Annotated in this window: 11 protein-coding genes; 6 read left to right on the top strand and 5 right to left on the bottom strand. The window is 69.7% G+C overall.

The window, feature by feature from the left end:
* The first annotated feature begins 96 nt into the window (after nt 1-96).
* Nucleotides 97-627, top strand: coding sequence for an Hsp20/alpha crystallin family protein (locus tag ACRY_RS03435; RefSeq protein WP_011941347.1), 531 nt, complete (start codon nt 97-99; stop codon nt 625-627).
* Between the two features lie 81 nt (nt 628-708).
* Here the strand turns inward: ACRY_RS03435 and ACRY_RS03430 are convergent, their stop codons facing one another.
* Nucleotides 709-1572, bottom strand: coding sequence for a M48 family metalloprotease (locus tag ACRY_RS03430; protein ID WP_011941346.1), 864 nt, complete (start codon nt 1570-1572; stop codon nt 709-711).
* Nucleotides 1573-2055: 483 nt separating this feature from the next.
* On the opposite strand from ACRY_RS03430, the gene ACRY_RS03425 reads away from it, so the two are divergent.
* The gene (locus tag ACRY_RS03425; RefSeq protein WP_011941345.1) at nt 2056-2769 is read left to right on the top strand and encodes a ribonuclease activity regulator RraA; all 714 of its coding nucleotides are present in this window, start codon (nt 2056-2058) and stop codon (nt 2767-2769) included.
* Between the two features lie 28 nt (nt 2770-2797).
* On the opposite strand, the gene ACRY_RS03420 is transcribed toward ACRY_RS03425, so the two are convergent.
* Nucleotides 2798-4366 carry an aldehyde dehydrogenase (NADP(+)) gene (locus tag ACRY_RS03420; RefSeq protein ID WP_011941344.1) on the bottom strand — a complete coding sequence of 523 codons (1569 nt, stop codon included), beginning with the start codon at nt 4364-4366 and terminating at the stop codon, nt 2798-2800.
* Nucleotides 4363-5286, bottom strand: a complete 924-nt coding sequence (locus tag ACRY_RS03415; RefSeq protein WP_011941343.1) for a dihydrodipicolinate synthase family protein — start codon at nt 5284-5286, stop codon at nt 4363-4365. Before ACRY_RS03415 ends, ACRY_RS03420 begins: the two co-directional genes overlap by 4 nt.
* 319 nt (nt 5287-5605) lie before the next feature.
* Between ACRY_RS03415 and ACRY_RS03410 the strand changes: the two genes are divergently transcribed.
* From ACRY_RS03410 to ACRY_RS03395, 4 genes are read left to right on the top strand one after another with little or no spacing between them, the layout of a single operon-like run.
* Nucleotides 5606-7003, top strand: a complete 1398-nt coding sequence (locus ACRY_RS03410; RefSeq protein ID WP_011941342.1) for an MFS transporter — start codon at nt 5606-5608, stop codon at nt 7001-7003.
* A gap of 10 nt (nt 7004-7013) precedes the next feature.
* Nucleotides 7014-8753, top strand: coding sequence for a radical SAM protein (locus ACRY_RS03405; protein WP_011941341.1), 1740 nt, complete (start codon nt 7014-7016; stop codon nt 8751-8753).
* 7 nt (nt 8754-8760) lie between these two features.
* A complete protein-coding gene (locus ACRY_RS03400) occupies nt 8761-10878 on the top strand; it encodes an FAD-dependent oxidoreductase (RefSeq protein ID WP_007422225.1) in 2118 nt (705 codons plus the stop codon).
* A complete protein-coding gene (locus ACRY_RS03395; RefSeq protein ID WP_231295328.1) occupies nt 10875-11498 on the top strand; it encodes a TIGR04282 family arsenosugar biosynthesis glycosyltransferase in 624 nt (207 codons plus the stop codon). Before ACRY_RS03400 ends, ACRY_RS03395 begins: the two co-directional genes overlap by 4 nt.
* Here the strand turns inward: ACRY_RS03395 and panE are convergent.
* Both panE and ACRY_RS03385 read right to left on the bottom strand, forming a co-directional pair.
* On the bottom strand, nt 11471-12388 hold the full coding sequence (gene panE, locus ACRY_RS03390) for a 2-dehydropantoate 2-reductase (protein WP_011941340.1): 918 nt from the start codon (nt 12386-12388) through the stop codon (nt 11471-11473). The genes ACRY_RS03395 and panE overlap by 28 nt on opposite strands.
* A gap of 11 nt (nt 12389-12399) precedes the next feature.
* Nucleotides 12400-12840, bottom strand: coding sequence for a PaaI family thioesterase (locus ACRY_RS03385; RefSeq protein WP_007422228.1), 441 nt, complete (start codon nt 12838-12840; stop codon nt 12400-12402).

Below are 12840 nucleotides of genomic sequence, written 5' to 3'. Positions count from 1 at the left end.
CCGTTGACCCAGATCAATGCCGGAGCACCAGCCAAAGCTAACGTCTCAAGCCGTCGACGGTTTTTGAAAAATCGTCTTCAGGAAAGGAGAATCGCCATGCCGAGTACCCAGGTCGAACCCCGGCCGAAAGCGGCGGAACCCGAACGCCGCCCGCAGGCGGCGCCCGAGTTCTGGCGCCCGTTCGAGTCCCTGCGCCGCGAAGTGAACCGGCTCTTCGAGGATTTCGACGGTGGCCTGTTGCGTCGCGCCCTGCCCACCAGCCTGCCCTTCGAACCGTTCCTCTCGCGCGGCCTTGGCGCTCCCGCGGTGGATATCGTCGAACAGGAAAAAGCCTTCGTCATCACGGCAGAGTTGCCCGGACTGACGGAAAAGGATGTCGAGATCAAGGCCACCGACGACACGCTCGCGATCACCGGCGAAAAACGGACCGAGCAGGAAACCTCAGAAGCGGACTACCAACTCTGCGAACGGCGTTACGGCAAGTTCGAGCGTCGCTTCAGCCTACCTGCCGGCGCCGACGCATCGAAGATCGAGGCACGCTTTGCGAACGGCGTGCTCACGATCACGCTGCCCAAGCGCCCCGAGGCCATCCGCGCCGAGCGCAAGATCGAGATCAAGGCGGGCTGATCCCGCACGGGCGTGCCGCTCGCTCGGCACGCCCGCCTTCCTCGTGTACCAATTCCCTCACCCCAACAAATTGACGCTTCGTTAGTTCTTCGAAACGTCGAACTGCGCCATGTGCCGCAGCCTGGCCACGCGCTCGCGGATGGGTGGATGGGTGGCAAACAACGTGTCGAACGTGGTGCCGGAGAGCGGGTTGACGATGAACAGCGAAGCGGTCGCGGGGTTGCGTTCGGCATCGTCATTCGGAACCCAGCGCGCCATCTCGTCGATGCGCATCAGCGCGCGGGCAAGAGCCAGCGGCTGGCCCGTGAGAGAAGCGGCGCGGGCATCCGCCGCATATTCGCGGGTGCGGGAAATGGCAAGCTGCACCAGCGTGGCTGTCAGCGGCGCAAGAAGCAGAAGGAGCAGTCCGGCAATGCCGGCGAAGGGTGAACTCCGTCGCTCGTCGCTGCCGCCGAAGAAAATGGCAAGGTTCGAAATCATCCCGATCGCGCCGGCCAGCGTCGCCGTGACCGTCATCGTCAGCGTGTCGCGGTGCCGGATATGCGACAGTTCATGGGCGATCACGCCGGCAAGTTCGGCCTCATCCAGCGCCCCGAGCAGTCCGGTCGTGACGGCTATGGCGGCATGTTGCGGGTTCCGCCCCGTGGCGAAGGCGTTCGGCTGATCGTTGTCGATGACATAAACGCGCGGCGGCGGCAGTCCCGCCTTGCTCGCCAGCCGATCCACCTGCGCAACGAGGCGCGGAAACGCGGCCTGATTCGCCGGCTGCGCACCGTACATCGCCAGCACCGCCCGGTCGGACACCCAATATGCCACGAAGTTCCCTGCCGCGGCGAATGCGAGCGCGATGGCTGCCCCCGCTCCTCGCCCGATCCAGTAGCCGATCGCCACGAACAGCGCGGTCAATGCCGCCATCAGAAGGCCGGTACGGATCAGGTTCGGCATCGCGGGCCGCCTTTCATCCAGGGGAATCCGAAGCAGTGCTCTATCATATTGATAATCATGGCATCTTTATTTGATCAGATGACTCTATCCGATCGGATGATGCTTTAGTGTCCTGCCCCTGAAATTCGTGGGTGAATTTCAGGGACAAGTAGGTCACTAAAATATTGTTTTTTCCAGTGTCCACTTTGAATCTGAAATCCGATGGATTTCAGATTCGGGATACTAGGCGGCAAAGGGGATCACGGCATTGAGATGAGTCAATTGCCGTTGATCGGCAGTGCGAACGATCGACCGCAGCCCGCGCCATGGTCGCATCAGGTCTCCCGGCCGGCGCATTGACCCGACAGCGCCATGCATGGTCAATCCCGGACTGTCTTACGCACCCACCACCACGACACGCGGGCGGCAATCCCGCCAGCCGGCGCTGTCGTCCAGCAACATGGGCCGGGAAACCTGCACCTTCCGGCCGGCAGCGAGGAACCGATGCTCAAGCCGGATACGCGCGAAAAACTCACCCGTGTCAGCACGGCGACCCTGGCCACCGCGCTCTACAAGCGCGGCCTGCGCCAGCAGTTCATCCAGGGCGCGCTGCCGCTGAGCCCGCCGGAACGGAGCATGGTCGGCGAGGCCTTTACCCTGCGCTACATTCCAGCGCGCGAAGACCTCAACCCGATCACCGTCTTCCGCGATCGCGATCACAAGCAGCGCCAGGCGATCGAGACCTGCCCGCCCGGCGCGGTGATGGTAATCGACAGCCGCAAGGATGCCCGCGCCGCCTCGGCCGGCGGCATTCTCGTCACCAGGCTGATGCAGCGGGGCGCTGCCGGCATCGTCACCGATGGCGGCTTTCGCGACAGCGCCGAAATCGCCGCGCTCGGCTTCCCTGCCTATCACGTGCGTCCCAGCGCGCCGACCAATCTCACCCTGCACCAGGCCATCGCCATCAACGACCCGATCAGCTGCGGCGACGCGCCGGTCTTCCCTGGCGACGTGATCGTGGGCGACGCCGACGGCGCCATCGTGATTCCCGCCCACCTCGCCGACGAACTCGCCGACGAGGCTACGGAGATGACGGTCTTCGAGGATTTCGTGACCGAGCAGGTGAAGGCCGGCGCGACGATCCTCGGCCTCTATCCGCCGACCGATCCGGAAACCGAAACCCGTTTCGCCGCCTGGCGCGCCCGCACGGGCCGCTGACCGCGGCCCGGTGGACGGTAGGTATGCCTCAGTCCCGCATCACGCCGTCGACAAGCCGCGGCATGGCGAGCGGATTGCCGTCCGCCAGCGCCGTCGGCAGCAGGTCCGCCGGCAGGTCCTGGTAGCAGACCGGGCGCAGGAACCGCTCGATCGCCTTGGAGCCCACCGATGTCGTCCGCGAATCGGTCGTCGCCGGGAACGGTCCGCCATGCACCATGGCCTCGCAGACCTCGACGCCGGTCGGCCATCCATTGGCCAGGATGCGCCCGGCCTTGCGCTCCAGCAGCGGCAGCAGGTCGCGCGCCGCGGCATGATCCTCGGGTTCGAGATGCAGCGTCGCGGTCAGCTGCCCTTCGAGACCGACGATGACCTGCCGCAGCTCGGCCGCGTCGCGGCAGCGGACGAGTATCCCGGCTGCGCCGAAGATCTCCTCGGCGAGCGAGGGGGTAGCCAGGAATGTCGCGGCATCCGTGGCGAACAGCGCCCCGCCCGGCCCGCGCGCCACCTCTTCCACACCGCGCTCAGCGGCCCTCGCCTCGATCCCCCGTTCACAGGCACTGCGAATGGCGCCGGTGAGCATGGTCTGCGCCGCCGCCGCCGCAAGACCCGCGCGTGCCGCGTCGAGAAAGGCCTGCAATCCCTCGCCCTCGATGGCGAGCAGCAGGCCAGGATTGGTGCAGAACTGGCCGGCACCGAGCGTGAGCGACCCCACGAAAGCGGTGCCGAGTCCTGCACCGCGCCGTGCCAGCGCGCCAGGCATGAGCAGGACGGGATTGATGCTGCTCATCTCGGCGTACACCGGAATCGGTTCCTTCCGCCGCGCTGCGATCGCCGCGAGAGCGAGCCCGCCGCCGCGCGAGCCGGTGAACCCGACCGCCTTGATGCGTGGATCGGCCACAAGCGCCCCGCCAAGCTCGTTGCCCGCGCCGAACAGCACCGTGAACACGCCCTCCGGCAATCCGCAGGACGCGACGGCGTCCGCCACAGCATGCCCCACCAGCGCCGAGGTCAGCGGATGCGCCGGATGCGCCTTCACCACCACTGGGCATCCCGCCGCGAGGGCAGACGCCGTATCCCCGCCAGCCACGGAGAACGCCAGCGGGAAATTGCTGGCCCCGAACACCGCGACCGGGCCAAGCGGAATGTTCCGCAGCCGCAGATCCGGCCGCGGCAGGGGCTGGCGCGCCGGCTGCGCGGTATCGATCCGCAGGTCGGCGAAGCGCCCGGCGCGCAGCACGCCGGCGAACATCCGCAACTGCCCGCAGGTGCGGCCACGCTCCCCCTCGATCCGCCCGCGCGGCAGCCCGCTTTCGGCACAGGCCGCCTCCACCAGCCGGTCGCCCAGCGCCATGATGTTGGCCGCAGCCGCCTCGAGAAAGGCGGCGCGGGCCTCCGGTGTGCTGTCCGCGAACGCGACCGACGCCGCTTCGGCCCGCGCGCAGGCCAGTGCCACCTCGGCAGCGCCAGCCTCGCCGAAACCGGGCGCGCGTGGCTCGCCGGTCGCCGCCGTCCTGCCGTGAAACGCGACACCCCCCGTCTTCACGAGGCCCGCGCCGAGAAGGGTGATCCCTTCCGCAATATCGATTTCCGCTGTCATGCCGCGTGCTCCTTCAGCAAACCCCAGGTCACAAGATTCCGATGCAGTTCCGCCTGCTGCCGCTCGGCAAGCGGCCAGGCGCCCGGCGGGCGCACCGCCCCGCAATCCTCGCCCATCAGCGCCAGCGCCGCCTTGACTACCGACACGTTGGTGCCGTTGCCCTCCTCGGCGCGCAGCGCCTCGAACGGCTCCATCACCTCGATTAGCGCGCGCGCCTTCGCATAGTCGCCATCTTCCAGCGCGGCATGAATGGCGAGCGAATGCGCCGGCCAGACATTGATCAGCCCCGAGGTGAAGCCCCGCGCGCCGACCGCGTAGAACGCGGGTGCCCAGGTCTCCGCGAGCCCGCCGACCCAGATCAGTGCCGGATCGGCCCGCTTCATCGCCGCGGCCAGGCGCATCGGCGCCGGCGTCGCCCATTTCACGCTGACGACCTCGGGGATGGCGCAGAGATCGCCGATCGCATCGAGGCCGATCCCGTCATTGCGCAGATAGATCACCACCGGCAGCCCCTGCCCGGCCTCGGCAACCCGGCGCACATACTCGACCACGCCGCGCGGCGCGACGAACGGATCGGGCGGCTGGTGAACCATCAGCGCCGAGGCACCGGCGGCGCGGGAAGCGCGGGTCAGCGCCAGCGCGTCGCCGATCGATCGCCCGATGCCCGCGATCAGCGGCACCCGGCCGGCGACCAGTTCCGCCGCCGCATGCACCGCGCGCTCGGCCTCATCGGTCGTTAGCGCGTAGAATTCGCCGGTATTTCCGTTTGCGGTGAGGATATGCACCCCGGCGGCCACCGCCCGTTCCACCACCGGCCTGAGCCGGGCGGTGTCGAGACGGTCATTTCCGTCGAAGGGCGTGGCCAGAATCCCTGAAATGCCCGCAAGCCGGGCACGGAAGGTATCGCGGTCGAATGTCATGGGCGCTCCTGTCATTGGCGCGTCAAGGGCCATCCGCCGCCCCGCCGGTCCGGTTGACGAACGGACTGAAGTCGGCAGTCGGATCCCCCGGCGGGCGGGCCAGACCTTAGTCCCGCCCCTTCCGGGAGGCAACAAATTGATCTTTATATTTTACGGATCGATCCATCCGCCCATCAGCCCGAGGGCCGGATGGCGGAATGAAGGCGTCAGGCTGTAACCATTGTGTTCTGGCGGACGTAAGGCACCTTACCGGAAGGCATTCCGTCCTCCGGAAGCGGGATATCTCGATGCCGGAACCCGTCAGCACAGAGGATCGTTCATGACCAGGCGCCCTTCCGCCCCTCCCTCGGACAGTCATCTCCTGCACACGCTGTCGGAGCTGAGCTGGAACCGTTTCCACACGACGGCGGTGCTGCTGTTCGGCCTCGGCTGGGCGCTGGATGCGTTCGAGGTGACGCTGATCGGCAATGTGCTGGGGGCGTTGCGGCAGCATTTCGGGCTCGGCAGCAACGCGATGTCGGTGATTCTCGCGGCATGGTTCGTCGGGCTGATGATCGGGGCTGCGGGGTTTGGCGCGCTGTCCGACCGCCTCGGGCGGCGGCGTGTGTTTCTGGCCAGCCTCGTTTTGTATGGCGTGGCGACGCTGGCCACCGCCTTCGCGCCAAATCTCGCCGCCCTGCTGGTGCTGCGGCTGCTCGGCGGCATCGGCGTCGGCGCGGAATATTCGGCGATCAACGCCGCGATCGCCGAGCTGGTGCCGAGCCGCTCGCGCGGGCGGGCGGCGGCGATCGTGCTGAATTTCTGGCCGCTGGGCAGTTTCATCGCCGCCTTGCTGGCCTGGCTGGTGCTGTCTTCCCTGCCGCCGGATCTGGGCTGGCGGGTTGTGTTTGGCCTGGGCGGCGTAGTCGCCCTTTCGGCAGCATGGTTCCGCCGGCATCTGCCCGAGAGCCCGCGCTGGCTGATCGATGCCGACCGGGCGGAGGATGCGCGCGCCATCGTCGCCGGGATCGAGGCGGGGCTGACGACGCTGCCGCCGGCGTCCGCGGTGCCGGTCGTGCACCGGATCCGCCGCGAGGCGGGGCAGTTCGGCCGGCTGGTGCGGCAATATCCGGGCCGGTTGCTGCTGGGGGCGGCGCTCGATTTCGCCGAGGCCGCGGGATATTACGGGTTGTTCGCCTTCCTGCCGATCGTGGTGCTGCCGGTGCTGCATCTGCCGGCGGACCGGCTGCCGCTGTTCTACCTCGCCGGCAGTGTCGGCGCCGCCGTGGGCGGGCTCGCCGCGGCGTCGCTGCTCGACCGGATCGGGCGGAGCTGGACGGTCGGCGGGTTCTATCTTGCCACCGCACTCGGCCTCGTGCTGTTCGCCCTGGTGACCGGGCTCGGTGCCGGGCCGATCATGCTCGGCTTCGCGCTGGTGAACCTGCTGGCGACGGGAAGCTGGATCGCCGCCTATCCGACCTTCTCGGAGCTGTTCCCGACCGCGCTGCGGGCGACGGGGATCGGCGCCTCGGTCGCGGTGGGGCGGGTGGGCGCGGCGCTCTCGCCCTTCCTGGTCGGCTATGTCGGCGCGCGCTCGATGCCGGCGGCACTCGTCATGCTCGCTGGCTTCTGGGCGCTGGGGGCGGTTGCCATCCTGATCTGGCGGCTGCGCGGGGGGATCGAGGCGCGGGGGCTCGCCCTTGAGCAGCTCAGCGCCGCATCGGCGCGCGGCGTGTAGGGGGCGGGCAATGCTCGACATGGCGGGAAGCGCGCCGGCGATTGGGCCAGAGACCGTACCGGTGATCGAGGCGGATGGGCCGGTGCTGGTGTTTGGCGGCTGCTACAGCAATCTGCAGGCGACGCGGGCGCTGCTGGAGGCGGCGCGGGCGCACGGGATTCCGCCGGAGCGGATGATCTGCACCGGCGACGTCGTCGCCTATGGCGCCGATCCGCAAGCCTGCGCCGCGCTGATCCGCGACCACGGGATCGCGACGGTGATGGGTAATTGCGAGGAGCAGCTCGGCGCGGGGGCTGCCGATTGCGGCTGCGGCTTTACCGAAGGCTCGTCCTGTGACCGGCTCGCCGCCGCCTGGTTCGCCTATGCCGTTGCGCGGATCGACGACGCGACGCGGCGCTGGATGGCCGCCCTGCCCCGGCGGATCGACCTCGTGATCGGCGGGCGGCGTCTGGCGGTGGTGCATGGCGCGCCGAGCCGGATCAACCGCTTCCTCTTCGCCTCCGACCCCGATCTCGTGCTGGAAAGGGAGATCGGCATCACCGGCTGCGACGGGGTGATCGCCGGGCATTGCGGCATCGGCTTCACCCGGCGGATCGGCGATCTGGTCTGGCACAATGCCGGGGCGATCGGCATGCCGGCGAATGACGGCACGCCGCGCTGCTGGTATTCGATCGTCACTCCCACCGACGCCGGGCTGGAGATCGTGCTGCATCCGCTCGACTACGATCATCACGCGGCGGCGGCGGCGATGCGCAGCGCCGGGCTGCCGGAGGAGTATGCCGGGACGCTGGAAAGCGGGATCTGGCCCAATCTCGACATCCTGCCGCATGCCGAGCGGGCGGCGACGGCGACGCGGCTGGAATGCGCGCCGGCGGCGGATGCCACGGTCGCGCTCGAAGGGCTGGAGACGCTCTGGTTCAACACCGGCACGCTCTGCAATCTCGCCTGCGAGGGCTGCTACATCGAAAGTTCGCCACGCAACGACCGACTCGCCTGGCTGCGGCTCGACGGGTTCCGGCGGGTGCTGGACGAGGCGGCGGACCGCCATCCCGAGCTGCGGGAGATCGGCTTGACCGGCGGCGAGCCGTTCATGAACCCGGATATCGAGGCGCTGATCGGCATGGCACTCGACAGGGGCTATCGGGTGCTGGTGCTGACCAACGCGATGACGCCGATGCGCCACCACATGGCGGCGATCGCGGGGTGGCGGGGGCGGGATTTGCATCTGCGCGTCTCGCTCGATCATCATACCGAGGCCGGCCACGCGGCGCTGCGCGGCGAACGCGCCTGGGGGCCGGCGCTGGAGGGGATCGGCGCGCTGTTCGCTTCCGGGTTCCAGCCCTCGATCGCGGCACGGTTCGACCCGGCGGTGGAGGACGAGGCGGCGACGCGGGCGGGGTTCGCCCGGCTGTTCGCGGCGCAAGGCTGGGAGATCGACGCGTTCGACCCCGAACATCTCGTGCTGTTCCCGGAGATGGACGTGCCGGCGGCGGCGGCGGGCGTGAGCGCTTCCGCCTGGGCGGCGCTGCGGCCGCGCGGGGCGGATGCGATGTGCCGCACCTCGCGCATGGTGGTGCAGCGCAAGGGGGCGGAGGCGCTTTCCATCGTCGCCTGCACGCTGCTGCCCTATGAAGCGCGATTCGATCTCGGCGCCACGCTGGAGGACGCATCGCGGGCGGTCACGCTCGATCATCCGCATTGCGCGCGGTTCTGCGTGTTTGGCGCATCCTCCTGCATGAGTGCGAGGTAAGACGGACATGAGCACGACGACGGTCGGCCGCGCGGGGCGGCGGGGCACTGCGCGGGCGCTCGGCTTCGCAGCACTGGCGCTGGCGCTGGTCGCATTGGTGGTGGCGTTGCAGCGCCAGGGGCTGGGCATCGCGCGGCTGGAGGGCGATCTCGCCGGGCTGCGCGGCATGGTGGCGGCGCATCCGCTCGCCGGGTTCCTCCTCTATTTCGGGCTCTACGTGGCGGCGACTTCGCTCTCGGTGCCGGGGGCGGCGGTGCTGACGCTCGGCGCCGGCGCGTTGTTCGGCGTGGCGGAGGGGGCGGTGCTGGTCTCCTTCGCCTCGTCGATCGGCGCGAGTCTTGCGTTTCTCGCCGCCCGCTTCCTGCTGCGGGATTTCGCCCTCGCCCGCTTCCCCGCGCTGTTCGAGCGGATCGAGCGGGGCATCGCCCGCGACGGGGCATTCTATCTCGTCTCGCTCAGGCTGGCGCCGGTGGTGCCGTTCTTCGCGGTCAACCTGCTGGCGGGGCTGACAAGCCTGCGGCTGCGCAGCTTCTACCTCGCGAGCCAGATCGGCATGCTGCCGGCGACATTGATCTATGTGAATGCCGGCGCCTCGCTCGCGACACTCGGCGGGCACGGTCCGATCCTCACGCAGCGCCTCGTCATCGGCCTGCTGCTGCTCGCCGCCCTGCCGCTCGCGGCCCCGCGCCTGCGCGACGCGCTAGCCACCCGCAGGCTTTATGCGCGGTTTCGCCGGCCGAAGCGGTTCGACCGCAACCTCGTGGTGATCGGCGCCGGCGCCGGCGGGCTCGTCGCCGCCTATGTCGCCAGCGCGGTGAAGGCAAAGGTGACGCTGGTCGAGGCCGGCGAGATGGGCGGGGACTGCCTCAATTCCGGCTGCGTGCCGTCCAAGGCGCTGCTCCACGCCGCGCGCGCGGGCAAGGATTTTCGCGCCGCGATCGCCGATGTCCGCGCCGCGATCGCGGGGATCGCGCCGCATGATTCGGTCGCCCGCTACGAGGGGCTCGGCGTCGAGGTCAGGCGGGGACGGGCCGTGATCGAATCGCCCTGGTGCGTCGCCGTCGACGGGGTGCCGATCACGACACGCGCCATCGTGATTGCGGCCGGAGCAGAACCCTTCGTGCCGCCCATTCCCGGCCTTGCCGAGGCGCCCCATGCCACTTCGGAGACGCTGTGGGATATCGAGGACCTGCCGCGGCGGCTCGTCATTCTCGGCGGCGGGCCGATCGGCTGCGAGATGGCGCAGGCCTTTGCCCGCCTCGGCAGCGCGGTGACGCTGGTGGAGATGTCGGAGCGGCTGCTGGTGCGCGAGGACGACGAGGTTTCGGCGGCAATGGCGGCGGCGCTGGCGCGCGATGGCGTCGCGATCCGCACCGGCCACAGGGCCGAGGCGGTGACGCGCACGGAGGCGGGGTTCGCGCTCGTCGCGGCCAGCGGGGTCCAGACCATCGAGCTGCCGTTCGACCGGCTGCTGGTTGCCATCGGTCGCCGCCCGCGGGTGAGCGGCTACGGGCTGGAGGCGCTCGGCATTCCGCTCACCCCGGCGAGGACGATCGAGACCGATGACGGGCTGCGCACGCTCTATCCCAACATCTTTGCCTGCGGCGACGTCGCCGGGCCCTACCAGTTCACCCATATGGCCGGGTATCAGGGCGGATATGCCGCGCTGGGCGCGCTGTTCGCCCCGTTCTGGCGGTTTCGCCCGAGCTACCGGGCGGTGCCGGCGGTGACCTATACCAGCCCGGAGATCGCCCGCGTCGGGCTGAACGCGCGCGAGGCGGCGGCGCGGGGCATCGAAGCCGAGATCACCCGCTACGATTTCGCGGAGCTCGACCGCGCCATCGCCGAGGGCGATACCGAAGGCTTCGTCACCGTGCTGACAAGGAAGGGCAGCGACCGCATCCTCGGCGCGACCATCGTCGGCCCCCAGGCCGGCGAGTTGCTCACGGGCTTCACCCTCGCGATGCAGCACGGGCTCGGGCTGAAGAAGCTGATGGGCACGATCTTCCCCTATCCGACCCGTTCGGAGGCGATCCGCGCCGTCGCCGGGCAGTGGCGGCAGGCGCATGCCTCGGCGCGCGGGCTTGCGATCCTCGAGCGGTTCCACCGATGGCGACGCGGGTGAGCCTCCCCGTCATCGTCGTCTTCAGCCGCATCCCCCGCCTCGGCGTCGGCAAGCGGCGGCTCGCCCGCACGGTGGGGGACCGCGCGGCTTGGCGCCTGTCGCGAATCATGCTGTCCGGCCTGCTGCGCGAAATGCGGCGTCTTCGCGGTGTCGTCCGCCATCTCGCCGCCACCCCGGACCACCACGCGCGCCTCGCTACCCCCGGCTTCATTCGCACCGGGCAGGGACGGGGTGATCTCGGCGCGCGAATGCTGCGCGTGTTCCGCCGCCACCCGCGCCGGCCCGTCATCATCATCGGCAGCGACATTCCGGGCATCACCGCCGCCGACCTGCGGGGCACGCTGCGCCGGCTCCGCGGCGCGCAGGCCGTGTTCGGCCCGGCGACCGATGGCGGCTACTGGCTGATCGGACTCGCCGGACGGCGTCCCGCCGCGCCGTTCCGCGACGTTCGCTGGTCCTCGCCGCACGCCCTGGCAGACACGCTGCGCAACTTTCCCCGCCACCGAGTCGCCCTGCTGCGCCCGCTCACCGATCTCGACGATGCAGAGTCGCTCGGCGTCCACGCCCGCCCGGCCGCAAGCCGGGCTATCCGTCAGGCGCCGGCGCGGCGAATCTCGTAGGCGCGCAGATGGGTGTTGGCGACCGCCAGCAACGGGCACGACGCCGTCTCGCCCCGCCGCAGCAGGTCGCCGATGATGTGCTCGCCCTCGATCCGCCCGCCCTGTTCCATGTCCCGCAGCATCGAGGCGGTCATCGGCGATCCCTCTGTCGCCAGCCACTCCTTCAGCCGCGCCGCGGCGGCCGGCCGCAGTTCGAACCCGTGGCGCGCGGCAATGCCGGCGCATTCGGCGGCCAGGTCCAGCGCGATCCCGGCGCCGCCCGCCGCGACGATGGCGCCGACCGAGGCGCGCATCAGGCAGGTGATGCCAGCGAGCGAGGCAATGAACACCCATTTCTCCCACATGTCCTGCATGATCGCGTCGCTCAGCCGGGTGGTGAAGGCCGCCTGGCCGAACAGCTCGGCGATCGCCCGCGCCCGCGCCTCCTGCCCGGCGGACCGCGGCCCGAAGGTCAGCATATGGGCGTCGTTCAGGTGCAGCACGCGCCCGTCGGCATCCAGCACCGAGGAAATCACGCATTGCCCGCCGAGCACGGATTCGGCGCCGAACCGCGCGTCCAGTACATCGAGGTGCCGCATGCCGTTGAGTAGGGGCAGGATCAGCGTCCGCTGGCTCACCGCCGGCGCGAGCGCGGCCACCGCCTCCTCGAGGTCATAGGCCTTGCAGCTCAGCAGCACGAGGTCGAACGCGGGTCCCAGCCGGTCGGCGGTGACGAGCTTCGGCGCCGGTTCGTGGAAATCCCCCTTCGCGCTGCGGATCGCGAGGCCGGTCTCCGCCAGCGCCGCGGCCCGCGCCGGACGGACTAGGAAGGTCACATCCGCCCCCGCCTCGATCAGCCGCCCGCCGAAATATCCGCCGATGCTTCCGGCGCCGACAACGAGAATGCGCATGATGCTGCTCCTCAGCGCTGCATGATGATGAGGGTCGAGGTGGCCGAGGCGTAGAGCCGGCCGCTCGCATCGGTCAGTCTCGCCTCCGAGAAGCCGGCGCGGCGGCCGAGCGAGATCACCGTGCCGACCGCCCGCACCGTGCCGGTCTCCGCCGTCATCGCGCGGTGGTAGGACACCTTGAGTTCCAGCGTCGAATAGGCCTGCTCGGCGGTGAGCATGGTATGGACCGCGCAGCCGCAGGCGGAGTCGAGCAACGTCGCGGCATAGCCGCCATGCACCGTGCCGAGCGGATTATATACCTCGCGCCCCGGCGTACCCTCGAACACCACCCGCCCCTCGCCGATCTCGACCAGGTGGAACCCGAGCGTCCGCCCCATCGCGAGCGTGACGTCCGACTCCATGAGGGCGCGAAGCTGGTCGATGCCGGGAAGCGGCGGTGTCGTATCGGGCAT

The sequence above is a fragment of the Acidiphilium cryptum JF-5 genome, from assembly GCF_000016725.1.
GTDB lineage: Bacteria > Pseudomonadota > Alphaproteobacteria > Acetobacterales > Acetobacteraceae > Acidiphilium > Acidiphilium multivorum.
The sequence above is the reverse complement of the archived record's forward strand: the minus strand, read 5'-3'. Positions and strand labels throughout refer to the sequence as shown.

Excerpts from the sequence above, each read along its gene's own strand:
- ACRY_RS03435 (WP_011941347.1), top strand. The coding sequence starts at position 97 with ATGCCGAGTACCCAGGTCGAACCCCGGCCGAAAGCGGCGGAACCCGAA.
- ACRY_RS03430 (WP_011941346.1), bottom strand. The coding sequence starts at position 1,572 with ATGCCGAACCTGATCCGTACCGGCCTTCTGATGGCGGCATTGACCGCG.
- ACRY_RS03425 (WP_011941345.1), top strand. The coding sequence starts at position 2,056 with ATGCTCAAGCCGGATACGCGCGAAAAACTCACCCGTGTCAGCACGGCG.
- ACRY_RS03420 (WP_011941344.1), bottom strand. The coding sequence starts at position 4,366 with ATGACAGCGGAAATCGATATTGCGGAAGGGATCACCCTTCTCGGCGCG.
- ACRY_RS03415 (WP_011941343.1), bottom strand. The coding sequence starts at position 5,286 with ATGACATTCGACCGCGATACCTTCCGTGCCCGGCTTGCGGGCATTTCA.
- ACRY_RS03410 (WP_011941342.1), top strand. The coding sequence starts at position 5,606 with ATGACCAGGCGCCCTTCCGCCCCTCCCTCGGACAGTCATCTCCTGCAC.
- ACRY_RS03405 (WP_011941341.1), top strand. The coding sequence starts at position 7,014 with ATGCTCGACATGGCGGGAAGCGCGCCGGCGATTGGGCCAGAGACCGTA.
- ACRY_RS03400 (WP_007422225.1), top strand. The coding sequence starts at position 8,761 with ATGAGCACGACGACGGTCGGCCGCGCGGGGCGGCGGGGCACTGCGCGG.
- panE (WP_011941340.1), bottom strand. The coding sequence starts at position 12,388 with ATGCGCATTCTCGTTGTCGGCGCCGGAAGCATCGGCGGATATTTCGGC.
- ACRY_RS03385 (WP_007422228.1), bottom strand. The coding sequence starts at position 12,840 with ATGCCCGATACGACACCGCCGCTTCCCGGCATCGACCAGCTTCGCGCC.